General features: G+C 68.9%; 19 protein-coding genes, 2 tRNA genes and 4 pseudogenes. 10 read left to right on the top strand and 15 right to left on the bottom strand.

Translation table 11 applies throughout. The annotated features are described in order from the left end of the window. Window positions 1-18: 18 nt before the first annotated feature. Genes ZF1_RS01095 through ZF1_RS01085 form a run of 3 tightly spaced genes read right to left on the bottom strand, consistent with a single transcriptional unit; the run spans window position 19 to window position 3,538 of the window. Window positions 19-1,443 carry a hypothetical protein gene (locus ZF1_RS01095; protein ID WP_482636280.1) on the bottom strand — a complete coding sequence of 475 codons (1,425 nt, stop codon included), beginning with the start codon at window positions 1,441-1,443 and terminating at the stop codon, window positions 19-21. Continuing rightward, window positions 1,440-2,609 carry a hypothetical protein gene (locus ZF1_RS01090; RefSeq protein ID WP_482636279.1) on the bottom strand — a complete coding sequence of 390 codons (1,170 nt, stop codon included), beginning with the start codon at window positions 2,607-2,609 and terminating at the stop codon, window positions 1,440-1,442. Before ZF1_RS01090 ends, ZF1_RS01095 begins: the two co-directional genes overlap by 4 nt. Then, window positions 2,609-3,538: a hypothetical protein gene (locus tag ZF1_RS01085; protein WP_482636278.1), complete on the bottom strand. Its 930-nt coding sequence runs from the start codon at window positions 3,536-3,538 to the stop codon at window positions 2,609-2,611. Before ZF1_RS01085 ends, ZF1_RS01090 begins: the two co-directional genes overlap by 1 nt. 175 nt (window positions 3,539-3,713) lie before the next feature. On the opposite strand from ZF1_RS01085, the pseudogene ZF1_RS01080 reads away from it, so the two are divergent. The 4 genes and pseudogenes from ZF1_RS01080 to ZF1_RS01065 form a co-directional block, all read left to right on the top strand. Beyond that, window positions 3,714-4,578 (top strand): annotated as a pseudogene (locus ZF1_RS01080) (IS5 family transposase); the annotation flags it as partial. A 314-nt stretch (window positions 4,579-4,892) separates the two neighbouring features. Continuing rightward, window positions 4,893-6,143: an IS256 family transposase gene (locus tag ZF1_RS01075; protein WP_482636277.1), complete on the top strand. Its 1,251-nt coding sequence runs from the start codon at window positions 4,893-4,895 to the stop codon at window positions 6,141-6,143. A gap of 317 nt (window positions 6,144-6,460) precedes the next feature. Beyond that, window positions 6,461-7,150, top strand: coding sequence for an RNA-binding domain-containing protein (locus ZF1_RS01070; protein ID WP_482638662.1), 690 nt, complete (start codon window positions 6,461-6,463; stop codon window positions 7,148-7,150). Window positions 7,151-7,182: 32 nt separating this feature from the next. Then, complete coding sequence (locus ZF1_RS01065) at window positions 7,183-7,602, top strand: hypothetical protein (RefSeq protein WP_482636276.1); 420 nt, start codon at window positions 7,183-7,185, stop codon at window positions 7,600-7,602. A 286-nt stretch (window positions 7,603-7,888) separates the two neighbouring features. On the opposite strand, the gene ZF1_RS01060 is transcribed toward ZF1_RS01065, so the two are convergent. From ZF1_RS01060 to ZF1_RS01050, 3 genes are all read right to left on the bottom strand, one after another. After that, window positions 7,889-9,970 carry a caspase family protein gene (locus tag ZF1_RS01060; protein ID WP_482636275.1) on the bottom strand — a complete coding sequence of 694 codons (2,082 nt, stop codon included), beginning with the start codon at window positions 9,968-9,970 and terminating at the stop codon, window positions 7,889-7,891. Further along, window positions 9,963-10,352, bottom strand: coding sequence for a hypothetical protein (locus ZF1_RS01055; RefSeq protein ID WP_482636274.1), 390 nt, complete (start codon window positions 10,350-10,352; stop codon window positions 9,963-9,965). The genes ZF1_RS01060 and ZF1_RS01055 overlap by 8 nt, the downstream gene beginning before the upstream one ends. A gap of 161 nt (window positions 10,353-10,513) precedes the next feature. Then, window positions 10,514-10,861 carry a hypothetical protein gene (locus ZF1_RS01050; protein WP_482636273.1) on the bottom strand — a complete coding sequence of 116 codons (348 nt, stop codon included), beginning with the start codon at window positions 10,859-10,861 and terminating at the stop codon, window positions 10,514-10,516. Window positions 10,862-11,178: 317 nt separating this feature from the next. Between ZF1_RS01050 and ZF1_RS01045 the strand changes: the two are divergent. From ZF1_RS01045 to ZF1_RS01025, 5 genes and pseudogenes are all read left to right on the top strand, one after another. Continuing rightward, window positions 11,179-11,680: pseudogene (locus ZF1_RS01045) on the top strand (IS110 family transposase); the annotation flags it as partial. A 319-nt stretch (window positions 11,681-11,999) separates the two neighbouring features. Beyond that, window positions 12,000-12,305 (top strand): annotated as a pseudogene (locus tag ZF1_RS01040) (transposase); the annotation flags it as partial. A 41-nt stretch (window positions 12,306-12,346) separates the two neighbouring features. Continuing rightward, window positions 12,347-13,498: an IS30 family transposase gene (locus ZF1_RS01035; protein WP_405422007.1), complete on the top strand. Its 1,152-nt coding sequence runs from the start codon at window positions 12,347-12,349 to the stop codon at window positions 13,496-13,498. 20 nt (window positions 13,499-13,518) lie between these two features. Next, window positions 13,519-14,460, top strand: a pseudogene (locus ZF1_RS01030) (IS3 family transposase); the annotation flags it as partial. Window positions 14,461-14,664: 204 nt separating this feature from the next. Further along, complete coding sequence (locus tag ZF1_RS01025; RefSeq protein ID WP_482638661.1) at window positions 14,665-15,147, top strand: NUDIX hydrolase; 483 nt, start codon at window positions 14,665-14,667, stop codon at window positions 15,145-15,147. On the opposite strand, the gene ZF1_RS01020 is transcribed toward ZF1_RS01025, so the two are convergent. The 8 genes from ZF1_RS01020 to ZF1_RS00985 all read right to left on the bottom strand — a co-directional run bounded on the left by ZF1_RS01020 (window position 15,139) and on the right by ZF1_RS00985 (window position 22,835). Beyond that, window positions 15,139-15,615: an HD domain-containing protein gene (locus ZF1_RS01020; protein WP_482636272.1), complete on the bottom strand. Its 477-nt coding sequence runs from the start codon at window positions 15,613-15,615 to the stop codon at window positions 15,139-15,141. The genes ZF1_RS01025 and ZF1_RS01020 overlap by 9 nt on opposite strands. A gap of 568 nt (window positions 15,616-16,183) precedes the next feature. Beyond that, on the bottom strand, window positions 16,184-17,023 hold the full coding sequence (locus ZF1_RS01015) for a hypothetical protein (protein WP_482636271.1): 840 nt from the start codon (window positions 17,021-17,023) through the stop codon (window positions 16,184-16,186). Between the two features lie 48 nt (window positions 17,024-17,071). After that, the gene (locus tag ZF1_RS01010; RefSeq protein ID WP_482636270.1) at window positions 17,072-17,683 is read right to left on the bottom strand and encodes a hypothetical protein; all 612 of its coding nucleotides are present in this window, start codon (window positions 17,681-17,683) and stop codon (window positions 17,072-17,074) included. A gap of 248 nt (window positions 17,684-17,931) precedes the next feature. After that, a complete protein-coding gene (locus tag ZF1_RS01005) occupies window positions 17,932-19,245 on the bottom strand; it encodes a site-specific integrase (protein WP_482636269.1) in 1,314 nt (437 codons plus the stop codon). Window positions 19,246-19,357: 112 nt separating this feature from the next. Continuing rightward, a tRNA-Arg gene (locus ZF1_RS01000) sits at window positions 19,358-19,433 on the bottom strand. A gap of 69 nt (window positions 19,434-19,502) precedes the next feature. Beyond that, a tRNA-Ser gene (locus ZF1_RS00995) sits at window positions 19,503-19,592 on the bottom strand. A gap of 99 nt (window positions 19,593-19,691) precedes the next feature. Further along, on the bottom strand, window positions 19,692-21,698 hold the full coding sequence (locus ZF1_RS00990) for an acetoacetate--CoA ligase (RefSeq protein WP_346102461.1): 2,007 nt from the start codon (window positions 21,696-21,698) through the stop codon (window positions 19,692-19,694). Window positions 21,699-21,788: 90 nt separating this feature from the next. Next, the gene (locus ZF1_RS00985; RefSeq protein ID WP_482636268.1) at window positions 21,789-22,835 is read right to left on the bottom strand and encodes an aldo/keto reductase; all 1,047 of its coding nucleotides are present in this window, start codon (window positions 22,833-22,835) and stop codon (window positions 21,789-21,791) included. Window positions 22,836-22,924: 89 nt separating this feature from the next. On the opposite strand from ZF1_RS00985, the gene ZF1_RS00980 reads away from it, so the two are divergent. After that, on the top strand, window positions 22,925-23,542 hold the full coding sequence (locus ZF1_RS00980) for a TetR/AcrR family transcriptional regulator (protein ID WP_208818645.1): 618 nt from the start codon (window positions 22,925-22,927) through the stop codon (window positions 23,540-23,542). Here the strand turns inward: ZF1_RS00980 and ZF1_RS00975 are convergent. Further along, window positions 23,514-24,215 carry a dienelactone hydrolase family protein gene (locus ZF1_RS00975; RefSeq protein ID WP_208818646.1) on the bottom strand — a complete coding sequence of 234 codons (702 nt, stop codon included), beginning with the start codon at window positions 24,213-24,215 and terminating at the stop codon, window positions 23,514-23,516. The two genes, ZF1_RS00980 and ZF1_RS00975, sit on opposite strands and share 29 nt — an antisense overlap. Window positions 24,216-24,234: the final 19 nt, after the last annotated feature.

The following is a 24,234-nucleotide window of genomic DNA, read 5'->3' as shown; positions in this document are numbered from 1 at the left end:
TGGGGGTGGGTGTGCTGGTCATGCGTCGACCGGCTCGGGCAGGCGGTGGGTCCAGGGCAGCTCGCGAGGCAGGGTCGGGGCCGTGAACTTCTTGGGTTCGAGAGAGACGAACGTCAGTGACTCGCCGAGGCTCGGGAGCCTGTCGGGGGTGGGGCGTCCTCGGCCCATGCCGCGGCGGAGCTTGAGGGTGACGGTGTCGCCGTCGACGGCGATCACTTCGGCGCTCTGCTGGTCGTTCGTCGCGGTGAATAGGCGCGCACCCGGCGCGTTCTCGTAGGGAACCGTGGTGCGCACGGTGACCAGCGGTGTCCAGGACCGACCTTCGCGGATGGTGGAGTCGACCGCGAGGACCTCGCCTTGCACGGCGTCGCTGATGAAAACCAGCTCTGCCAGCGCCAGCGGGTCGTCGAGGACCTGTTGGCGGGCGTAGGTGGCGAGCTCGGACTCGCTGTCCTGCATGATCCGCGCCGCCGTCAACGGGTCGAGCCTTGATCGGAACCGCGCGGGCCCGCTCTCGACCCGCTGGCAGTGACGGCCCCACGCCTCCCGGTCGACTTCGTGGCGGGCCTCGTCCCGAGCCGCCGGCAGCAGGTCGCGCAGGATCTGGAGCGCTTCGAAGGCTGCTGCGTATGCGGGCGCGAGCGCCGCCAGGATGGCTGCGCGCATTGCCTCGCTCGCCTCGAGTGGGTCAGTGCCGGCCGCGGTCCGGGCCGACCACTGATCCCAGGCCGGGTAGAGCGCGTCGTCAAACTCGATGCCGGGGACGGGCCCGGCGGGCGGGGTGTCGAGTTCTGCGGCGGCAGCGGACTCGCGGCCGGTGAGACCGGGGACAGGCGCGATCCACCGCAGAAGGGTCTGCAGGATCTCGGTCTCGCCTCCGAGCTGACCGGTGACCCAGTGAGCGCTCAGGAGCGCGGTCGCGCTGGTGACCAGGCTCGACATCGGAGAGCGTGCTGCCTGGGTCATCGCGGTCAGGTGAGCACCGAACAGCGGCAACGCCGGATCGACGTCCTGCTCCTCGGGGCGCAGGTTGCGGGTCGTGGGCGCGAGCACGTCGGCGAGCCAGGCCGCGGTGGCGGTGTTGGGCGTGACGATCTGAGGGGTGTCGACGGCGAGGGGCTTCATCCGGCTCGTGCGCGGGCCCGCGCGGACGAGCTCGTGGTCCATGTACGGCTCGAGATAGGTGAGTGCGTCGCGGGCGAAGCCACCGAGCGCGGCGAACCGGACGTCGCGGTTGAGGGGGTTCCCCATCGCGACGACCTGCGGGTCCAGCGGGTCTGTGCCGTAGACGAGCCCGATGGGGGCGCCCGGCTCGTTCGCGAGGTGATAGGCGCACACGACCAGCGGCTCGTCAGCGAGGTGGGTGTGGCGCACCGACCGATGCGGGACCGCGTGCCCGGTGTCGGCGGCCTGGAGTCCCCGGAGCAGCTTCATCGTGTTCACGCCGTGATCGCCCTCTGGATCGTGGTGGCTCGCCGCAGGGCCTGAGCCAGGGCAGTCTCGGGGCCGCCATCGGGGGCCCGCCGACCGTCGGCGAGCTCCAGCGCGGTACGCGTGCTGGTGACCGAGCCGCAGGCGTTGACCGCGTTGGTGCCGAGCTGGGCGACCGCCCCGGTCCGCTGCGCTTCGTCGCGGCAGAACCGGAACGTCGGACAGGAGATGCAGCTGTCACCGAACCGCGCCGGAACGGCCTCGAAGACCTGCCGGACCTGGGTTGCGGTCGCATCCCAGGTGGGGTCGGAGGCGTCGGAGGGCAAGAATGGGAGAGTGGTGCCCTCGGGCAGCAGCTCGGCCAGCTGAGCCTCGGTGGGACGCTGGGCCAGCGACCGCTGCAGCCGGCGGACGCGGGTGGTGAGGTCGATGACGTTAGCGACCGGGGTGAGCGAGAAGTTCCTCGGGATCACCAGCAGCGCCTTCATCGACACGGCGGTCGCGGGAAGCCCGAGCTCACGCACGACCTCCATCAGGCTCAGCGCGTACACGGCAGACTGCCGTGCCGCGGCGTCGGCCTTCTGCTCGTCCGCCCGACCGTTGATCTTGGAGAAGCTCTTGATCTCGATGATGTGGCAGGCGCCGTCCGCCACGACGGCCAGCGCGTCCTGCTCCAGGTAGGCGGCTTGGCCGCCGAGGGTGAGCGTGGTGAGGGCGTGACGCAGCAGGGTCGGCGCGGCCGGGTCACCGGTTAGCATCCGCCGCAGCTGCTGCGCCGTGAGCCGGGCGCGGGTGCGGTTGAGCTGGCGCCCGCGCCCGCCGTGGGCGGCCTGCACCTGCTGAGAGGACAGGTCCGCGACGCGAACCCGGTCGATGGACAGGTTGAAGTGCTCGCGCAGGAGCGCGATCAGGTCCGCGCCCTCGTTGGCCATGACACGAGTCTCGAAGGCGTTGCCGCGGCTGAAGGCGTGCTTGGCCTGTTCACCAGGCGGGCAGCTCAACAATGGGGCCACACGGTCCAGGCTGATGCCCGCGGTGTCGAACAGGCTCCGCCGACGGCACCCGGGGACCTCCAACGAGGCGGTGATCGCTCGCGCGCTCAGAGCCGACGGCGTGTTCTGCCCGCGGAACCCCGCGAGAGGAGTCTCGGGGCGCGGCGAGGGGATCCGACGCGGCATCACGCCTCCTTGGTGCGACGGTGGCGGACGACCGCGGTGCGGTGACCGAACAGCTGCTGATGGGCGTCGAGCTGGTCACGGGCTCGCTGTGCGGCCTCGTCGCGCTCTGCCTGGTCAGCCGCTCCGTGGACATCGAGCTCGGCGCGGGCCGCGCGGCAGACCTGTTGCGGGTCCAGTTCGGCGCTGAGGGCGTCGGGGATCGAGCGGGCGAGCTTCCAGAGCAGCCGCGTCAGCGCCGTCCTTCGCGGATCGTCGACGTCGCGTTCCGCGGCGTCCTCGGCGAGGGTGATCACGGCGTGGAGCAGATCGACCCGGCCCGACGCGGGTGCTGCGATGCGCAGGGGCAGAGGGAATGCCGAGCTGGTCAACACTCCCCGGGCGGGTGCGAACCGGTCGTGGGTCAGCCCGGGCACCACGTAGGCGGTGCGGGTGGACGCCGAACTGAACGAGCGCTCCTCGTCTCGCCGCAGGCTCGCCAGACGCCCGGCCGGGATGGAGAGCCCCTCCCGCGCCCGCACGACGTCAGCGATTAACGAGGTGCTGGCGGACCGCCCGAGATACGTCAACGCCCCAAGCACGATCTCCCGCAACGGCTGCTCCACCGCTGCTGCGGACTGCTCCTTCTCACGGCCGGACACCGAGTGGTCGCGTGGGCGGCCCTTGATCGAGCCTGAGGCCAGGGTGTCGAAGAGCCGGTCCCGGCGCCCCTCCTCCTCGCGAAGCTCGGCGTGCTGGCGAGCCGCCTGCTCCACGTCTCCAGCAGCCAGCGCGCGCTGGACCTGTTCGCCCAGCTCGCTGATCCGTTTCAGGGTCGCCGACAGCTCGCCGTTCTCCATGTCCACGAAGATACCACGAAAGTTCCATGTTTCTTCCATGAACGATGACCAGTCGTCCCCCACGGGCTCGGGCTCCGTCACGATGACCTGCACATACGCCCACATCGGGGCTGCCAGAGCGGCCGTTAGTACGGCCAGAGAGAATCCTCAGAACTGTGGAGGATCAGGAGCGGCTGAGCCGTTCAGCGTATGAGTCATGCGACTGCCAGGCGTAGCGCTCGTCAGGTGTCGGTCGGTCTAAGACCGTGTTTGAGAAGGGTCGGCGTGTCTGCGCCGCGCGGGCCGCGCTCTGGTCCATCGTGGACGGGTGGCTCGGCGTCAGCGGCGGTATCCCTCGGACACCAGCGATGAGCAGTGGGCGTTGATCGAACCGCTGTTGCCCGAGGCCGGGGCGGGTGGGCGTCCGGAGAAGCACCCGCGCCGGGACGTGGTCGACGCGATCCTCTACGTCGTGCGGGCGGGGTGCGCTTGGCGGGCTCTACCAGCGGACTTCCCGCCCTGGCAGACCGTCTACTGGTATTTCAACCGGCGGGAACAGCAGAAGGTCACCGAGAAGATCCTCCCGGTCGTGCGCCGTCAGCTACGTGCCGACGAGGGGCGGGACCCGGAACCGAGCGCGGGGATCATCGACTCGCAGTCGGTGAAGGGTGCCGACACCGTCGGGCAGGACTCGCGCGGCTTCGACGCAGGGAAGAAGATCAACGGCCGGAAGCGGTTCATCGTGACCGACACCCTGGGCCTGCTGTTGACCACTGTGGTGTGCTCGGCGTCGGTGCAGGACCGCGACGGGGCGAAGTCGATCCTGCTCGACCTGTACCTGCGCACCAGGGTGCGGTTCGTCTACGCCGACGCCGGGTTCGCCGGACGCCTGCTGGAGTGGGCGAACACGATCCTGCGCACCAGCGTCGAGGTCGTGCGCAAACCGCCTGAGCAGCGCGGGTTCGCCGTCCTCCCGCGCCGCTGGGTGGTCGAGCGGACACTGGCCTGGCTGACCGCACACCGCCGTCTGGCCCGCGACTACGAACGCCACCCCGCCGTCTCCGAGGCCATGATCCGCTGGGCCGCGATCAACACCATCACCCGCCGCATCGCCCGCGGCAAGCCGGCCGCCCGCCAACAGAAGTACGTCTTCACACCCGCGACTTGATCTTCTCAAACACGCTCTAAGGCGGACTCGAGTAGCCGGACCAAGGCGCCGTGTTCGTCTGCACGAGATCGAGGTCGTGCCCGGTCTTATAGGTCCCCGTTGCGGTGGTGGCGCCGTCTAACCGGACCGCCTCGTCCAGCTCCCGCCGCAGCGAAGGCACTGCTGCTGCAGCATCGGTCACGTCCGCGGAGCTGGTGTACGGGTTCGTCGCTGATCAGCGGCGTGGCGTCGTGACGTGAGACGGCCACCGCGTGATCTTTCACGAGTACCGACCAAGGAACTCACGAAAGGATCACCACGATGGCCGCACCGCACAGTGTGGACCCTGCCCAGCTCGTGACCGAGCTGGCCTCGGCGAGCGTGTCCGCGGACGTGCTCCGCGAGATGATCACCTCGCTGGCCAACGCCATGATGTCGGCCCAGGCCGACCAGGCCTGCGGCGCCGACTACGGCCAGCGCAGCGACGCACGCACCAACCAGCGCAACGGCTACCGAGCTCGGGAGTGGGACACCCGCGCCGGCACCGTCGAGCTCGCCATCCCCAAGCTGCGGTCGGGGTCGTACTTCCCGGACTGGCTGTTGACCCACCGCCGCCGCGCTGAGCAGGCACTGGTCACCGTCGTGGCCACCGCCTACCTGCTCGGCGTGTCCACCCGGCGGGTCGAGAAGCTCGCCGAGCAGCTCGGGGTGAAGAGTCTGTCGCGGTCGCAGGTCTCGGAGATGGCCGGCCACCTCGACGCCCAGGTCGCCGCGTTCCGCGAGCGTCCACTCGATGCCGGCCCGTACACGTTCGTGTGGGTCGACGCGCTCACGATCAAGGTCCGGGAGGACGGGCGGGTGGTCAACGTGCACGCCCTGCTGGCCACCGGCGTGAACGCCGATGGCCACCGCGAGATCCTCGGCCTGGACGTCGCCAGCGCCGAGGACGGGGCCGGCTGGTTGGCGTTCCTGCGCGGCCTGGTCGCCCGCGGACTCTCGGGCGTGCAGCTGGTGATCAGCGACGCGCACCCCGGCCTGGTCTCGGCGATCGGGGCGGCGTTGCCCGGCGCCGGGTGGCAGCGGTGTCGCACCCACTACCTGCGCAACCTGCTCACCCGCGTCCCCAAGAGCGCGCAACCGCACGTGGCGACCCAGGTACGCACCATCTTCGACCAGGCCGACACCGACGCCGTGCGCGCCCAGTACGACCGCGTCGTCGACGCGCTGAGCGCCAAGTTCCCTGATGCCGCCGCGCATCTCGACGACGCCCGCGAGGAACTGCTCGCCTTCACCGGCTACCCGCACGAGATCTGGCGGCAGATCTGGTCGAACAACCCCCAGGAACGGCTGAACAAGGAGATCCGCCGCCGCACCGACGTGGTCGGAATCTTCCCCGACCGCGACGCCCTGATCCGCCTCGTCGGGGCCGTGCTCGCCGAGCAGAGCGACGAGTGGACCGAGGGCCGCCGCTACATGGGCCTGGAGGTCCTGGCGAAGTCGCGGATCAGGATCGTCACCGTCGAGTCCGGCACCGGCCAGCCGGCCGTGACAGCCGAGCCCCTGACCGCCTAAACTCCCCACCAAGATCACGCGGAGTCGATCTTATACACCTCCTCCGCGGACGTGGCCGCAGCATCTCGGGCTGGTCGAGTGTGGAGCGAAACTCCACGGCGGCCAGCAACGCGGGGCAGTGATGAACACGCGCAGCGTGGATCACCTCAAGCCTCGTCAGCCTTGAGCGCGTGCCGGCCGGATTGTCGGTGGGCCGGTGTTGGATGGCGGGGTGAACGAGTTGACCGCGGTCCACCGCGCTCTCGGCGTGACCCACGGCCCACTGACCGATGCGCTGATCGACGAACTGGTCGAGCAGCAGGTGCCCGAGCGAGCAGCTGGACTTCAAACGACGGTTCCCCGAGGGAAAGCTGGGAGACAGTGACTTCCCGAAAGACGTCGCCGCGATGGCCAACGCCGGCGGCGGGGCCATCGTCTACGGCATCGCCGAGGAGCAGAAGCGGGCCAGCGGGCGCGCTGATGACGTCGCGCTCGATGAGGGTTTCGAGCGCACTCTGCGCCAGGTTGCCGCGAGCAAGCTGGCTCCGGGCCTGCTCAGTCTGCGTACGACCGAGCTCGGGGCCCCCGGCCGTCGCTGCGTCGTGGTCGAGGTTCCCGCTTCGGCTGATGCTCCACACCTGATCTTCAGCAACGACCGGTTCCGGGCGCCGGTGCGCGTGGACGCCGACACCCACTGGATGTCCGAACGCGAGATCGAAGCCGCCTACCGTGCCCGGTTCACCCGTCGCACGGACCGGGCCGCAGCTCTAGCAGAGCTCTTCGAACGAGCGCAGAAGCCTTGCGACACCAGTCTGCGAGCCTGGTTCGTAGCTGCCGCTGTTCCGCGAGTTGAGGCTGTAGCGGTCGGCTGCCTCGCGAGCGGGCCCAGCAGTGCCTCGAGGCTGCCACGAAGCCTGCGTTGCGGCTCGCCCGGCGAGACGCCGGAGTACATCCGCTTGAGTACGGTGTCGACGCTCTCCAGCTACGGCCGGGCCTGCGGTCGTGGATCGCGCCCCGCCGTTCCCTAGGCCACGAGCCTCAGCCGACGGATGCAACCGCCATGATCGGGGACACCGGGACGGTGACCCTCGCAGGAGCGGTCGGCGCGTTCCCCCGTTCGCCCGGCGACTACCGTCCCGGCAACGAGGTCCTGCTCAGCGCAGTCGAGTGTGCGCTCGCCGACTTCTTGGGGCTCTTGCGCGCGACGGCCGCGCAGCTGCACATCGACGACTATGACGTGCAGTTCGGTGTGGTGTGGGACGGGGCGACCGATCCGCTGCAGTTCGTGATGCCGAGCCAGGTAGGCCCGTTCGTCGGCGAACCGAGGGAAGAGAAGGTGCACTTCGTCCCCGTAGTGGCAACGCTGGCCATGTACGTGGACGACGACGCCTTCCACCGCGACGCCTACGAACTCGCGCGCGACTGTGCCAACCAGGCCGCTGTCCGCGACCCGATCGCGTTCACCGCGCCTAACGTGTAGGAACGGCCGACGAGGTTCGGTTCAAGGGCAATATGAATCGGCGCGACAGCAGCAGAGCGCCACGCTATCGACTTCGCTGCGCGACTCCTCGGTCCAGGTTCAGTCGGCTCGCTCACGCCGCCGCCGACCGCCGCCTCGGGTGCTGGGTCTCGTGCCACTAAGGCCGCCGCGCGGTCTCTATGAGCTGACAGCAGGGACTGCGCGGCTATGCAAAGCGCGAGCCGATAATGGGCGATTATGTCAGTTGAGACGCGCCCCTACCTTCACGTTTCGGCCAGTCGGCGCCCTAGGATGTACGAGTCAACTCGCCCGACGGCGAAACCTGATAGATCGCGCGGTCTCCACCAGCCGAACAGTAGATGCTCGGAGGGAGCTCGTTTACAACAGTGCTTTGCCAAGTTCGCCGGGTAGGGCAACCTGCCGTCCATAACAGCTCGCCTGTCGTGCCGTTGAACGCTCTCAGGGCCTCTGGATCGTTGCGTGGGACAAGTAGCTTATCCTCGAACAGCTTCGGGTATTGAGCAGCGTTATCGAGTTCCATTGACCAGGGAGCGGCCGGATTCGCGAGCGGTACTCCTGTCACGCCGCCGCCGACTCTTGCTACCAAGAACGACGTTTCGAGGCTTGGCCCGGCGAATGCGAACAGCGTTGCGCCTGAGTAATGGGCGTCGCTATTAATCGTCAGCGGCACGCTGGCTACCTTATTCCAACCCTGGTATAGGTCGAGAGTTGTACATGCTTGCGACTTTGTTGACTTGATCAGCGCCGCGCTCCACCACGTGTCGCCAACTTTGAGACTGGATGCCTGAGAGCACAGCTGATCTGAGTCGATCTCATCTTCAATAGGAAATGGTGTGGTTGCACGTTCAACAGCAAGCTCGGCCTCGATCTGGGCCAGCTGCGCCGGGGCTATATTGATGGTGAGTAGGAGCAGGGCTGTGCCAAGCACGGCACCACCAAGCGCTCGAAGTCCTCGACTCTCCCCCCAGGGGGGAATGGCGAGAAACAGACAGCAGAGAATTAGCACCGATGCGGAACCGAGGGCGAAATAGTAGCCGAATGCGCTGCTGAAGAGTTCTAACGCAGTGCTTGGTGTGCCATCGGCTGAGCTTGTTCCCGCGGCAGCGATCTGCTGGACCAGGTAGCCAAAAGCAGAGGCGGGAAGCACCGTTGCGATGGCAATTCCGCCAAAGGTGAGTACGCGCTTGTCTCGTCGGCGTGCTGCCGCCTTCTGGGTGGTATTGCTGCGAGATGGCTCGCTCTTATTGCTGCTTGGACCTTTGCGCGCGGCGGATTCCGGTGGGCGCTCGGGCTCATCACGGCTTGCAGGTGCCGATAAGGCCTGTGTTCGACGAGTGGCAGCAGGAGGTTTGAATTCTGGCGGGGTTGGACGATCTGTTGTCTCTCGTGCGGGCGCCCGAGCCGGAGTGGGAGGTAGAGTCCTAGGAGTGTCCTGCGTTCGACTCTGGGGCCCCTGCTTGTCAAGCGGGGTGTCTGACCGAACGGCCTTCGCCCGTGGGGGTTCAATTCTCGGCGCGTTGCCGGAGGGTTGCGTTAGTGCGCTTTTTGATTGCCGGTTAGGCGACCTAGGGCCCTTGTCTTGTTTGTCGCTTCCCTTGACCTTGGGGGAAACAGCGAAGTGCATCCGGCCCGCGAAGATCTTGTTGGAGAACTGGGGGGTCTGTTGCGGATTTGCAGATTTGACCTCACCTGAGATGTATTCGAATAGTTCGTTAATGCCGATTAGTCCATCGCCGTCCAGATCGGCGGCACCCGTTTCGATCCCCCGAATTAGAGCGTCTGTGAAGTATGACGTGCTGCGATTGAGGCCAGCAATCTTACCTGCTTCACTCTCCCATGATCTTGTCAGGCTATCGGTGGATGTAATCACTGCGCGTCCTTTCGCGGAAAGTCCGATTAGTGAACCGGCCTTCTCGCTAGCGCCCTTCGAGCCGTCTAGAGCGGCTCCACTGTGGCAGCAGTCGAGGAACACGTAGATTTGGCCTGCGCGACAGGAGTCAAGCTGATCCTGCAGATAGCGGTGAGAGACTGCGGTTGACGCCAGTCGTCGTTCGAGCGTGTTTGAGGCGACATAATGTAGGCGGCCCGCAAGGTCCCGCTTTCCGTGACACGATATGTGCAGCAATAGCACGTCGGTGCTGTTGCCGGCACTAAAGAACTCTTCGATCGCAATGAGCTGTTCGTGCGAGGGCTTGTTGAGTACTTCGTCTACAGTAAAATCGGCTATCTCGGGATTGGTCAGGATGGACTTGAGTCGCCCAGCATCATTTACGGGTGACTTAAGAGGTAGTTCCTCAAGATAATTGGTGGTGGCGATGAGGAGAGCCCGCCGAGCGGGTTCAGCCACCCTTAGCGCTCTTTCCATGCTTCTTTGCGAAGAGCTTGATTATCTCCGCCTGCTCCGAACGCGACGTATTCGTCAGCTCGATTTCATCATCCTTGATTCGGATGATGATCTTCTTAGTCGGGCGATTCTTGAGCCATGTATTGATTGTTGTTAGCAGTGGATGAAGAATGGGAAGTGCGACTGTGGTTGTCAGGATGCCTATCGTAACGATGGTTCCGGACTTTGCGCCGGGCTGCGATGACGACACTTCCGGGCGCGAGACACTTTCAACGTCGAGCAGCATCATCTCGGAGCGGAGGCTCATGGTTAGCTGGTCGGCCTCAGCGTCGTCGACGTCGTCGTCAAAATCGATGATGACACGGACGTCGGCGTGGTCTGACAAAGCGGCCTCCGGAAACGGGATGTCAGGGGCGGAACCCTCAGGCTTGGAACTCTAGCGCGGGTATCAGCTCGGAAGCCCGAGACGGTAGTACCACGCTCGGGAAAGACGGGGAGAGTGCTGGGTCCATCCGTCCTCGCTTGCTAGCACGGCACAGGCCGGGGTCATCCGGGGCTTGCATACCGGCGCTCCCGTTCACCGTCCAGCTGCAGATCGCTGACGCGCGGGCGAAGCTCGACGCCGCGAAGGGCGTCACCGGGGACACCCCGGCCGGTGGCGCCGCCACCGACCCCGGCGACGGCGCCGCGCCCGTCGCCGACCCCATCCCGGTCCCGCCCGTCGAGCAGCCCGTCGGCGGCGACGCCATGCAGGTGGACGACGACGGCATCCCGTCGCAGCCGGACCCGTTCCACCGTCGCCCTGGCCTTCACGGCCGACGAGAGGCCCGCCCCGGTGCCATCATCGACGCCGACGGCTCCGGGGGCGGTCTGACCCTGCGGGCCGCCCCGCACGCCGGGGCTGCCCAGCCTGGCCCGAGGAGGACCTCGTGTCGCGCTGCACCTGCCGCCACCACCGCCCCCGTTACCTTCTTGATCAAGCCCGGTGAGGGCTTGCAGGCCACCGGCCACGGCATGACTCGTCGCCCCTGTCGTTGATGATCTGGGGGGTGTTGTCACCGTGGTCGGCGGGCGCCAACGACCGCTGATAGAGACCTGACCCGCTCGCGTGGTCTGCTCGTAACGTGGCTGCCGGCGCGGGTGCCCCGGGTCGGCCTGCGGCGACGAGCGAGGAGACCTTCTTGTCGGAACCCGACAACACCAGCTTCGAGGTGTTCTGCGGCCTGGACGTGGGCAAGTCCGTCCACCACGCCTGCGCTCTGGACCAGGCCGGGAACCGGCTGCACGACAAGCCGTTGCCCAATGACGAGACCGCGCTGGCCGAGGTCTTCACCTGCCTCACCGCGCACGGCCGCGTGCTCGTGGTGGTCGACCAGCCCGCCTCGATCGGTGCGCTGGCCGTCGCGGTGGCCCGCTCGCTGGGCATCGAGGTGGCCTACCTGCCCGGGCTGGCCGTGCGCCGCATCGCCGACCTACACCCCGGCCAGGGCAAGACCGACGCCCGCGACGCCCACGTCATCGCCGACGCCGCCCGCACCATGCCCCACACCCTGCGCCGGGTCGGCACCGACGACGAGACCCTCGCCGAGCTCACCGTCCTGGCCGGCTACGACGACGACCTCGCCGCCCAGTCCACACGCCTGACCAACCGGCTGCGCGACGCACTGCTGCACGTCCACCCCGCCCTGGAACGCCTGCTCGGACCTCGCATGGACCGCGGCGGGGTGCTCGATCTGCTCGCCGTCGCACCGACCCCGCAGGCCCTGCGCGACCTCGGCGAGGCCGGGATCGCCGCGGCCATGCATCCACGTTCCCCGCGGCTGGCCAAGACACTGCCCGCCAAGATCCTCACCGCCCTAGCCGGTCAAACCGTCGTCGTCCCTGGCACCGCCGCGTTTGGGCGGGTGATCGCCGGGGTCGCCGCCCAGTTGCGTGAGGTCCGCGTTGAGCGCGACACGCTCGCCGCCGAGCTCGAGGAACTGTGAACCGCCCCGGCGTGTCCGGAGACTTGATCTTCTGAGGAGATGGAGTCATGACACGTCGTTCCCAGCCGCCCTATCCGCCGGAGTTGCGTGAGCGTGCGGTGCGCATGGTCGCCGAGGTCGCCGACGACTACGACTCGCCGTGGGCGGCGATGAACGCTGTCGCGGAGAAGCTCGGGGTCGGGACCGGAGAGACGGTGCGCAAGTGGGTCCGCCAGGCCGAGGTCGACGGCGGTGTCCGGCCCGGGACGACGACCGAGGAGTCCGAGGAGCTGCGCCGGCTCAGACGGGAGAACGCCGAGCTCAAGCGCGCAAACGAGATCCTGAAAGCGGCGTCCTTGGACTCAACCGGTCAGCGCAACACCCCACAGGTAGTTGATCATGATAGGGGTGGGCGATGGCACGCTTGGGCAGGCCGGGGATGTCCGATGAGGACCGCACTGATCTGTGGGTCCGTTGGGGGCGCGGGGAGTCGATCAGTGACATCGCTCGGGCGATCGAGCGGCCCCCGGGTTCAGTGTTCACGGTGCTCAAGTCGAGCGGGGGCTATGTTCCGCCGCCACGCCGGCGCCGACCGGGGACGCTGACTGCCGCCGAGCGCGAGGAGATCTCGCGCGGGCTGGGCCAGAACAAGTCGATGCGCGCGATCGCGGCCGAGATCGGCCGACCCGCCTCGACGGTGAGCCGCGAGATCGCCCGCAACAAGGGCCGGCGCAAGTACCGGGCGGTCGACGCCGAGGATCGTGCCTGGCGCCGGGCACGGCGCCCGAAGGTGTGCCTGCTCGCGCGGCGTCCGCTGCTGCGCGGGTTCGTCGCTGACAGACTCGGCGAGGACTGGTCGCCCGAGCAGATCGCCGGGCACCTGGCCAAGCACTTCGAGCCGGGCTCAGGGATGCGGGTGTCGCACGAGACGATCTACAAGTCGCTGTTCGTGCAGACCCGCGGCGTACTGGCCAAGACCCTGCAGAAGCACTTGCGGTCGGGGCGGCCGATCCGGCGCAACGTGCACAACACCACCACCGGGCAGTGGCGCTCGCAGATCACCGACGCGGTCTCGATCCGCGAGCGCCCCGCCGAGGTCGCCGATCGGGCGGTGCCCGGGCACTGGGAGGGCGACCTGCTGCTCGGGCGCGGCACGACCCAGATCGCCACCGTGGTCGAGCGCACCACCCGGTTCACCGTGCTCGTCGCCCTGCAGGGACGCGACATGGACACCGTCACCTGGGCGCTGTCGCAGCAGATGTGCCGGCTGCCCGAGCAGCTGCGCCGCACGCTGACCTGGGACCGCGGGATGGAACTGGCCCGACACAAGATCGTCACTGAGCGGACCGGGCTGGAGGTCTACTTCGCCGACCCGGCCAGCCCCTGGCAGCGCGGCACGAACGAGAACACCAACCGGCTGCTCCGGCAGTACTTCCCGAAGGGCACCAGCCTCGGCGACGTCACCCAGGCCCAGCTCGACGAGATTGCCCACCGACTCAACACGCGCCCCCGTAAGACCCTCGACTTCGACACCCCGGCTGATAGATTCGAAGCACTGTTGCGCTGACGGGTTGAGTCCAAGTCGGCTTTCTTCGCGGCCGAGATCGACCGGCCACACAAGCGCTGGTGAGGTTCATCGACCAGCACGCCGCCCGCAGCACGGCGGGACGGCGGTGGGGTGTCGCGTCGATCTGTGCCCAGCTCGCCGAGCTGGGCGCGGCGATCGCCCCGTCGACCTACTACGCCGCCCGCACCGCGGTCCCGTCCCGGACCGCGCTGCGTGATCACGAGCTGAGCGAGCAGATCGTGCGGGTCCACGCCGAGAACTACGGCGTCTACGGAGCGCGCAAGGTCTGGGCCCAACTCAACCGTGAGGGCATCACCGTCGCCCGCTGCACTGTCGAGCGGCTGATGCGCGATCACGGGCTGGTCGGCGCCCGGCGCGGCCGCCGGGTTCGCACCACGATCGGTGGCCAGGGACCCCGGGCTGCGGATCTGGTCGGGCGCCGATTCGCCCGACCGGCGCCCGACCGACTGTGGGTCGCTGACTTCACCTACGTCCCGACCTGGTCGGGCATGGTCTACGTCGCGTTCGTGATCGACGCTTACTCGCGGCGGATCCTGGGCTGGCGCGCGGCCACCACGATGCGCACTGAACTGGTCCTCGACGCTCTGGAACAGGCGGTCTGGACGCGGGCTCGCCAGGGCCGAGAGGATCTGTCCGGGCTGGTCGCCCACTCCGATGCCGGGTCGCAATATCGGTCCATCGCCTACACCGAACGCCTCGCCACCGCCGGGGCGGCACCGTCGGTCGGCTCGGTCGGAGATGCCTACGACAACGCGTTGGCTGAGTCGACGATCGGGCTATTCAAGACCGAGCTGATCAAACCGAGAGGCCCGTGGCGGACCGTCGAACAGGTCGAGATCGCCACCCTCGAATACGTCGACTGGTTCAACCATCGCCGACTGCACTCCGCGGCCGCGGACCTGCCACCGGCCGAGCTGGAAGCCGCGCACTACCGTCAACGAGCACCCAACCGGAGCCGAACGGCTCAAGCCGATAGCTCTCCGGACACGCCGGGGCGGTTCACCACGCCTTCGGCTCGCTCGCGGGCCAGAACCCCATGCTCCACATCCGCCGCGTCGATGGCGGCTCGCTCTGGGAGCACTACATGCGCTCGTTCGAGCGCGTGTGGGAAACCGCCGACCCCGAACCCGCCGGAAGGTAGGCCCATGGCCCGCATCGACTACTTCGACGACCCGGCCGCGCCAGCCATCAACAGCGTCGTCCCCTCAGTGACCGTCGCCGTGCGCAACAGCGCCGGGCAGATACTGCTGATCCACAAGATCGACAACGACTTCTGGGCGCTACCTGGTGGCGGGCACGACCCAGGAGAGAGCATCACCGACACCGCGGTGCGCGAGGTGCGCGAGGAGACCGGCATCGACGTCCGACTCACCGGGCTCGTCGGCACCTACACAGACCCCCGCCACGTCATGAAGTACGACGACGGCGAAGTGCGCCAACAATTCTCACTCTGCTTCCACGCCGTCCCCGTCAACGAGTCCGAGAAGCCCCGCGAGGACGGCACTGAGACCAAGGCTGCCAAGTGGGTCGACCCCGCGGACGTGCCCGGCCTGAGCATCCATCAGTCCATGCGGATGCGGATCGACCACGCGCTCGACGAGGCCCGCACCGAGCCGTATCTAGGCTGACCCGCCCGCGAGCCGAGCCTCGGCCCGCTGCACCGACTCGCGGAGCACCGGCTCCGCCTCGAGCCACGCCTGATGGACCGGATCATCCTCCGGATACCGGTGCAGGATCTCCGCGATCCGCTCGTCGTAAGTCAGCGGCTCTCCGGCGGGCCCGGTCGTCAGGTCCGCCAGTGCGAGCGCATCGAGCAGAGGCCCGTCCGGGAACGGGAACTCCGCCAGCTCGTCCGCCAAGTTACGCCGCGTCGCCTCGAACCTGGCGCCTGAGTGGTGGGCTACAAGGTTCACCACAATCTCGGGCCAACCCTCGTCACGCAGGTAGCGCGCGCCGTCCAGCGGGTGAAAGCGCGTATGACCGATCTCAGGGGAGTAGCCGATGTCGTGAAGCCACGACGCGCTGACCAGTACGTCTCGCTCGGGAGCCGCGACCGCTGAGCCCAGTCCAGCCGCGCGGCGAGCGACCGCCTGCACGTGGGCCCATCTCCGCCCTAATGGGGCTACGAACGTCTCGGAGATCCGCTGGGCGTCTGACACGACCCGACTCGATGCGCCCACCTCGGCGACGCTACAGAGTCCGCTAGCGCGGCGCCGAACCTCCCTGCTCTCATGACGTCGGCGCAAGCTTCGTTGTTGGGGATCTTGGGAGCACGGAAGGACTGCTCTTCTTGCCATCGGGTCCGAACTTGTAGGTGGCTACATTCACCGCGGAAGTCGCTACGGCTCCACGGTCCCGGATGCCGGGCGGGTCTCGCTTCCACCGCAGTTCTGCCTGGGATCGTCACGGGATCCGTGCATCTTGATCATGAAATCGTCGACGCGCAGCTTCTTCCTACGACCGCACACTCGACACAGGCCGGTACCTGCGGAGAGCTGCTTGGGCGTCTGGCGGCCCTTCTTGCCCGCCCACCCGGGCGCAGCCGAGCTCGGAGACTTCGCCTTCTCCTCGACCGGACGGAACGCCGCGCGAGGTCGACCCTGCTTGCGTCCGGCGCTCACGTCGCTCCGATCGGTCCTCGCTGATGCGGCCAGTGGCATCCGATCACGACTCGTCCTTCGCCCACCAGAGGAACTCCGAGGCGTGGGCGACGTCGACGAAGCCGGGTCCACACAGCTTCAACAGCAGGTCGTTGCTCCAGAACACCAGCCGCCCGGTGGTCATCGAGGTGCGTTCGGGCGCCGGGAGTTCGAGTCCAAAGACCGTGGCGGCGACCTCCCGCTTGCCCCCGGCCGCGCTGGTGTAGGTCAGGATCGGCAGGAACCGGTCCGGGTGGATGACACACAGGACGCGGGTCAGCAGGCTCTCCCGAAACCCGGTCATACCCTTCGGGTTGCGCGGGTTGATCAGGGTCTCGAGGCGATCCTCGACCGCCTCGTCGGCGCCGCGGAGCAGGTAGTCGATGACACCGCGGAGCTGCTGGGCTGCGGCCTGGTCGCCGAGACTGTTCCAGTAGCGGTTGAACACCGACATGTTGCCCGGGTGCGCGCCGATGGAGTTGTTCGCGAACTCCTTGAGATCGGCTGGGTCGGCCGCGGGCAGGCCGTCTGTGGAGAAGATCTGCCGGTAGCGGGCGAAGTAGGGGCCGACACGGGAATCAGTCGCCGGCTGCCGCGCCAGAAACTGCTGCTTCAGGTTGGCGACGCGTGTACGGGTGGCGTCGGTGAGGTCGTCCTCGGTCGGGAAGTAGGCCTTGGCCTCGTCGAGAGTGAGAGTGAGGGTGCGGGTGCGGCGGGCTGTGCGGGCCGGGGGAGCAGCGGGGACCGCGATGATAGGGCGGTGCAGCCAGAGGTGCGCGCAGCTGGTGCAGCGCAGCCGGGTCTGGTCGTCCTCGGTGGTCTCGGCGTACTCGACGGTCGAGAGCTCGCATGAGGGGCAGCTCAAAGCCATGAGGGTGTTCTCCCGGAGGTGCTGATCGAGGCGGGACGCAGCTCAGTCGCCCTCTCCGGGCGGGCCATTACGCTCGTCGTAGCCGAGGCCGCCGATCCCCTCTCCGCTGCCCGCCGCGGCCGGGCCGTGCTGGTCCATCCAGTGGATGAAACGCAGAGTAGAGCCATGGAAGTGGGCCCGTATGCGGTCGTGGATGGCCTTCTGGTCGTGGCCGGGTGCGAAGTCGCGCTTGGTCTCGGTGCCACATCCGCACGCACAGGCGCGCAGCCGATACTGCTCCTCCTCGGGCAGATCGATGTAGCCGACGGGGTTGCGGGACTCGTTGTCCAGCGGGTCGTGGTGCCCGACATAGGCGTCGCGGAACGGGTGGCCCGCCTCGAGGACCCGGCCGACGATGCTGCGACGGCCCTCGGCGTCCGGGGCGGTGATCGACTCGATCTCGACCGCGGCCAGAACGGCTCGGTCCGGCGGGGTGTTCGCGGTGATCAGGGCGAAGGTCTCGTTGTCCGCGCGCGGGCCGAGCTTCCACGCCCCGCGCCCGGCCTCGAAGGCCTCGGCCTCGGTCATGCGGGGGAACCACCCCGTCCAGTCCCGCCCCAACGAGTCGGGCACCTCCAAGGTCTTGTAGTGGCCGATACGCAGCACCAGGGTCATGACGCTTCCTCCCGTGAGTTCGTCGCAGGCGTTAGCGACAAGTTGAAGTTAGACTATGTCACCCCGGTATGGCAAGTAAGACTTCGAGAATGCTGGGTGGCTGCGGGCAGTATGTGTGTCTGCATCTTGAAAGGGCTAGGAGGAGTTGAACGAGGAGGAGGAGGAGGCGCGAGGATGAGTTCGAGTCCTGGAGCCGGTGATCGATGAGGGCGAAGTCGGCTCGTCTAGGCGTCTCGCGGGGCCAGGTGTCACTTCCCGCGCCCACGAAGCGAGGCGAGATCGAGCGGGGTTCTGCTCTCCACCACCCCCGCCGCGACCTGGTCGGCGGATCCCACCCACGCTGCATAGTGCCTCAGCGTCGTTGTGCCGTCGCCGTGACCGAGCCGGCCCGACACGGTCCGCAGGTCGACACCAGCCGTCAGCAACTCAGTGGCTGAGTAGTGGCGCAACTCCTTCAGCGTCGTCTCGATGCCCAACTTCGCGACGAGGCGGCCGTATCTACGTGTAAGGGAGGCCGGGTCGCGTGGGCGACTCATGTCCGGCGAAGCCGAGAACACCCAGGTCCGATCCGTCAACTCAGCGCCGAGCAGAGCTAGGCGGGCAGCACAGTCGTCGCGGTGAGCTCGAAGTAGATCGACCGTTGGAGCGTCGATCGACACCCGGCGCATCTGGTGGCTCTTGGTGTCCTTAAGCACCATCCCGTCCGAAGTCCGGACGTAGTTCTCGTCCAGCCGGACGATGCCTGAGTCGAGGTCCAGGTCTTCCCACTGCAGCGCCACCACTTCGCCGCGGCGGGCGCCCAGCATCGCCGAGAGCCAGAGATACAGACTCCACTCCGGTGACAGCTCCCAGGCCGTCTCCACGATCCGAGCCATTTGCGAGCTCGTCGGGGGCTTCGGCTGAGGACGAGGCTTGGCCGGCGGGCGAACCGAGGGCATCGGATTGAAGCTGATCCAGCCCCATCGCACCGCGGCCGAACAGGCGCCGGACAGGATCGCGTGGATCGAGCGAACGCTCGACGCCGCGTAGGGCTTGCAGAGGTGAGGCTTGCACCCATTAGCGGCGCAGTCGTGCGCGCCCTCGACGACGTGCTTCTCGATGAACGGCTTCCCATTGCAGAGGCCGCGGCACTTCCGCAGGCGCGCATAGAAGGGCTCCAGCCGCTCGGCGGCCTCGCGAACGAAGAGGACCAGCGGGACGTCGCCGAGCTTCGGGCGGATGTAGATCCGGATCTGTGCCTCGTACGTCATGCGCGTAGTCGGGTCGATCTCGTGCTGAGCCATCCAACGGTCCAGGAGCGCGCCCACGGTCGCGCGGGTACGGGCGATCTTAAGGTCGTCAGCGTCAGCCAGCAGTCGCGTACGGAGCTTCTCAGCTGCCTTCTGCGCCGCCCGCTCGGAACGGGCGTTGCCCGGCTGCTCGATCGCAACGCTGTCGGTGAGGATGATCCGCTCGCCCGTGCTCGGGTCCTCGCCAGCTGACACGCGCACCTGGAACCTGTCGCGCATGCGGCGGATGCTGCCCCGTTGCCGCGGCGTCGGCGGCTCCTCCACGGCGGTCACAAGTCGGAAGCTAGCAACGTTGGTGGATCGCGCCGTGGATCGTGATCGACTTCAGTCGTCCCGGAATAAGTCCGGCCCCGACCAAACTAGCTGGTCAGGGCCCGATCTCGCGTGGTGCGCCCGAAGGGATTCGAACCCCTAACCTTCTGATCCGTAGTCAGATGCTCTATCCGTTGAGCTACGGGCGCGTTGCTGTCTCCAGCGTAGCAATCTTCAGTTGTCGGCCGGCGACCGGTGTACCCACCGCCGTGCCGGTGCGGAGGCTCCGGGATTTGAACCCGGGATGGGGGGTTACCCCAAACCGCATTAGCAGTGCGGCGCCATAGACCAGACTAGGCGAAGCCTCCCCGGTGCCTGACGGCCACCAGCGAGCGCAACACTACACGGGTGTTCCGGCCGTCCGGAACCGGGGTCCCCCTGGCCGGAGGACCCCGATCCGGCGCAGGTCAGGCCCCTGCGAGGGCCACGAACGGGGTCAGCGCGTCGGGATTCTGGAGGGCGCCGGCCGACACCGCCTTCTCCGGCGCTGTGCCCGAGAGGATCTTCTTCACCGGCACCTCGCACTTCTTGCCGTTCAGGGTGCGCGGCACCGCGGCGACGACGACGAACCGGTCCGGCACGTGCCGCGGCGAGAGCTCCTTGCGCAGCAGCGAGCGCAGGGTCGGCTCGACGTCGTCGAGCGCGACACCCTCGTCGAGGACGAGGAAGCAGAGCAGTGCCCCCTCCTCGCGCTCGCCGAGCGCGGTCGTGTCGATCACCAGGGAGTCCGCGACCCCGTCGACGTTCTCGACGACGGCGTAGAAGTCGGCGGTGCCCATCCGGACCCCACCGCGGTTGAGCGTGGAGTCCGAGCGGCCGTAGATGACGTAGGAGCCGCGCGGGGTGCGGCGGACCCAGTCGCCGTGCCGCCAGTTGCCGGGGAAGTCTTCGTAGTAGGACTCGCGCAGGCGGGTGCCGTCCGGGTCGTTCCAGAACATGACCGGCATCGACGGGGTCGGCGTGGTGATGATCAGCTCGCCGACGTCGTCGAGCAGGTCGGTGCCGTCCTCGGCCCAGGACCGGACGTCGGCGCCGAGCGCCGCGCAGGACAGCTCACCCAGCCACACCGGCACCGTGGGGGCGCTGGTGAGGAAGGCCGCGCAGACGTCGGTGCCGCCGGAGACCGAGCAGATCTGGATGTGCGACCCGGCAGCCTCCCCGATCCAGCGGAATCCGTCGACCGACAGCGGCGCGCCGGTGGAGCCGAGCGCGCGCATCGCGGAGAGGTCGTGGTCGTCGCCGGGGCGCAGGCCCGCCTTCATGCAGGACTGCACGTAGGGCGCGGAGACCCCGAACAGCGACACCCGGTGCCGCGCGGCGAGCGCCCACAGCGCGCCGAGGTCGGGGTGGCCGGGGCTGCCGTCGAACATCACGATGGTCGCGCCCACGAGCAGGCCGCCGACCAGGAAGTTCCACATCATCCAGCCGGTGGTGGTGAACCAGAAGAACCGCTCCCCCGGCCCGAGCCCGTGCTGGAGACGCATCGCCTTCAGGTGCTCCACGACGATGCCGCCGTGGCCGTGCACGATGCCCTTGGGCAGGCCGGTGGTGCCCGAGGAGTAGAGCACCCACAGGGGGTGGTCGAACGGGACGGGCGTGAACTCCAGCGGGCCGGGCTCGGCGGTGAACCCGGCCCAGGTCGTCGTGCCGTCGAGGGTCGCGTCGGGGTCGAGGTAGGGCACGAGGACGGTCGCGCGCAGCGTCGGCAGCTGTCGCTGCAGGTCGGCGACCTTGTCGCGGATGTCGAAGCCCTTGCCGTTGTAGCGGTACCCGTCGACGGCGACGAGCACGGCGGGCTCGATCTGGGCGAAGCGGTCGTGCACGGCGCGGGCGCCGAAGTCCGGCGAGCAGGACGACCAGATCGCGCCGAGGCTCGCCGCCGCCAGGAACGCGACCAGGGTCTCGACGGAGTTCGGGGCGAGCGCGACGACCCGGTCCCCCTGTCCGACGCCGGCCCGGACGAGCCCGGCGCGGGCGCGGGCGACCTGGTCGCGCAGCTCGGCGTGGGTGACGGTGCGCTCCAGGCCGTCCTCGCGGACGAACTCGACGGCGATGTCGTCGTCGGCGCGGCCCGGGCCGGGGGTCAGGGCGTGCTCGGCGTAGTTGAGGGTCGCGCCCGGGAACCATTGCGCGCCGGGCATGTCACGGGAGCCGAGTGTGGCCGTGGGGTGGTCGTGGAACAGCACGCCGGAGTACTCGGCGACCGCCGACCAGAAGCCCTCCAGGTCGGTCACCGACCAGGTGTGCAGCTGCGCGTAGTCGGTGACGTCGGACAGCGGGGCGCCCCGCTCGTCACGCGCCCAGGTCGCGAACCGGACGATCTCGGTGTCCGCCACCCGGTCCGGGTCCGGGCTCCACAGGAGCTCGGGGGTGTCCGGATCGGTGACGGTCTGCGGCGACGACACGGGCGGCATGCCCCGAGCATCCCCGACGGCCCCGGCCGCGCACCAGTGGCCGGACCCCACTCCGGCCCGCCGCGACAGGGTGCCCGTCACAGGGGACGGTCAGGCCGGGGCGCCGACGAGCGGCGGCGCGAGCCGGGCGAAGGCCTCCTGCCGCTCGTACGGGAAGTACGGGTACGGCGCAGGACGGTGCGACGCCGCGTCCAACCGGGCGACCTGGTCGTCGTCCAGGCGCCAGCCGACCGCGCCGAGGTTGTCCTCCAGCTGCACCAGGTCGCGGGCGCCGACGATGACCGAGCTGACGGTCGGGCGGGTCGTGAACCAGTTCAGCGCGATCTGCGGCACCGTGCGGCCGGTCTCGGCGGCGATCGCGTCGAGCACGTCGACGACGTCGAACAGCAGGTCGTCGGGGACGGGCGGGCCCGCCTCGGCGGTGGTGTGCAGCCGGCTGCCCGCGGGCAGCGGGGCGCCCCGCCGGACCCGGCCGGTGAGCCGTCCCCAGCCCAGCGGGCTCCAGACCAGGGCGCCGACGCCCTCCTCGTGGCCCAGCGGCATGAGGTCCCACTCGTAGTCGCGGCCGACCAGCGAGTAGTACACCTGGTGCGCGACGGGCCGCGGCCACCCGTGCCGGTCGGCCAGGTCCAGGGTCCGCACCAGCCGTCGCCCGGGGTGGTTGGAGACGCCGGTGTAGCGCACCTTGCCCGACCGGACGAGCACGTCCAGCGTCGCGAGCACCTCCTCGGGCGGGGTGCCCGCGTCGTAGGCGTGCAGCTGGAACAGGTCGATCCGGTCGGTGCCGAGCCGGCGCAGGGCGTCCTCGACGGCGCGGACCAGGTGGAGGCGCCCGGTGCCCGCGTCGTTCGGGCCGAGGCCGGTCGGCAGGCCGGCCTTGGTCGAGATCAGGACCTCGTCGCGGCGCTGCCGCAGCGCCGCTCCGAGGACCTCCTCCGACCCGCCGTCGGAGTAGACGTCGGCGGTGTCGAACAGGGTCACCCCCGCGTCGAGGCACCGGTCCACCATCCGGCGCGCTCCGGCGACGTCGACCGACCCCCACGCGCCGAACAGCTCGCCGCGCCCGGCGAACGTGCCCGCGCCGAAGCTCAGGACCGGGACCTGCAGCCCGCTGCGACCCAACCGTCGGTACTCCATGCCCGTCCTCCTCTAAAGGAACTGCGGTTCCGTTAGAACGTAGCACGCCAAACGGGACTCCGGTTCCGTCACGGGTTAGGGTGGGCGCCGTGGCACCGGAGATGAGCAGGCCGGGCGGCCGGACCGCGCGGGTCCGGTCCGCCGTGCTGGCCGCGGCGGGCGACGCCCTGATCGAGCTCGGGCTGCCGGGCCTGGACCTCGCCGAACTCGCGCGCCGGGCGGGCGTCGGCAAGACGACGGTCTACCGCCGCTGGGGCAGCGTGCCCGCGGTGCTGGAGGACCTGGTCACCGACATGATCGAGACCTCCGCCCCGCGCGCCGACACCGGCTCGCTCGACGGCGACCTGCTCGCCAACGCCGAGCTGGTCCGATCCACACTGGCCGACCCGCGACAGGGGCCGCTGCTCACCGCGCTGGTCTGCGCCGCCGTCGACGACGCCGGGACCGCACGCGCGCTGCGCGGCTTCTACGACGCCCGGACCGCCGTCTGGGAGCCGTGCGTCACCGACGCCGTGGCCCGCGGCGAGCTACCGGCGGGCACCGACCCGGCCGGCGTCGTCCGCGCGGTCTCCGCCCCGCTCTACCACCAGCTCCTCACCCGCGGGACGCGTCCGGACACCGCGGACGCCCACCGTGCGGCCGCGGCGACCGCGGCCGCCGCGCGCGCCGGGGTCTTCGTCAGCGCAGGTGCGCGTCGAACCAGTTGAGGACCCGCTGCCAGGCCTCGGCGGCCGAGTCCGGGTCGTCGTCGAAGCGGTAGCCGGTGCTCGGGTAGATCACGACGTCGGTCGCCTTCCCGGAGGACGCCGCGGCGTCGCGCAGGCGGGCGACGGCGTCGGTGTCGGACGCCTCCGAGTAGATGCCCAGCCAGGGGCAGGTCAGCTCGGGTGCGGTCTCGACCAGGGCGGGCAGGCTGGACCACGGGGACGACTCGATCCCGCCACCCGCGACCGTGATCGCCGCGCCGAGGGTGCGGTTGGCCGCGACGTGCAGCGCCACCGTGCCCCCGAGGTCGAACCCGAGCACGCCCATCCGGTCGGCCTCGATGCCGACGTCGCCCAGCCAGCCGAACGCGGTGTCGCAGTCGTCCATGACCTGGCGCGGCTCGAGGCTGCCGACGTGCTCGGCGACCGCGGCCTCGGAGCCGTCGGCGAGGTCGCCGCCCGCGCCGGCGTCGCGGTAGAGGTGCGGGGCGACGGCGAGCCAGCCGTCCGCGGCGAGGCCGGTGACGAGCAGCCGGATGGAGTCGGTGACCCCCCGGGCCTCCTGCAGGACGACGACACCGCCGCGGACCGGACCGTCGGGTTCGGCCACGGTCAGGCGCAGCTCGCCCCCGTCGGTCAGCGGCACGCCCTCGGTCCGGACAGCGGTCGTCGTCATGACGTCACTCAACCAGAGC

This window comes from Pseudonocardia sp. ZF1 (assembly GCF_056835605.1).
Note: the sequence above shows the minus strand (reverse complement) of the source record. Positions and strands in the feature narration are given on the sequence as shown.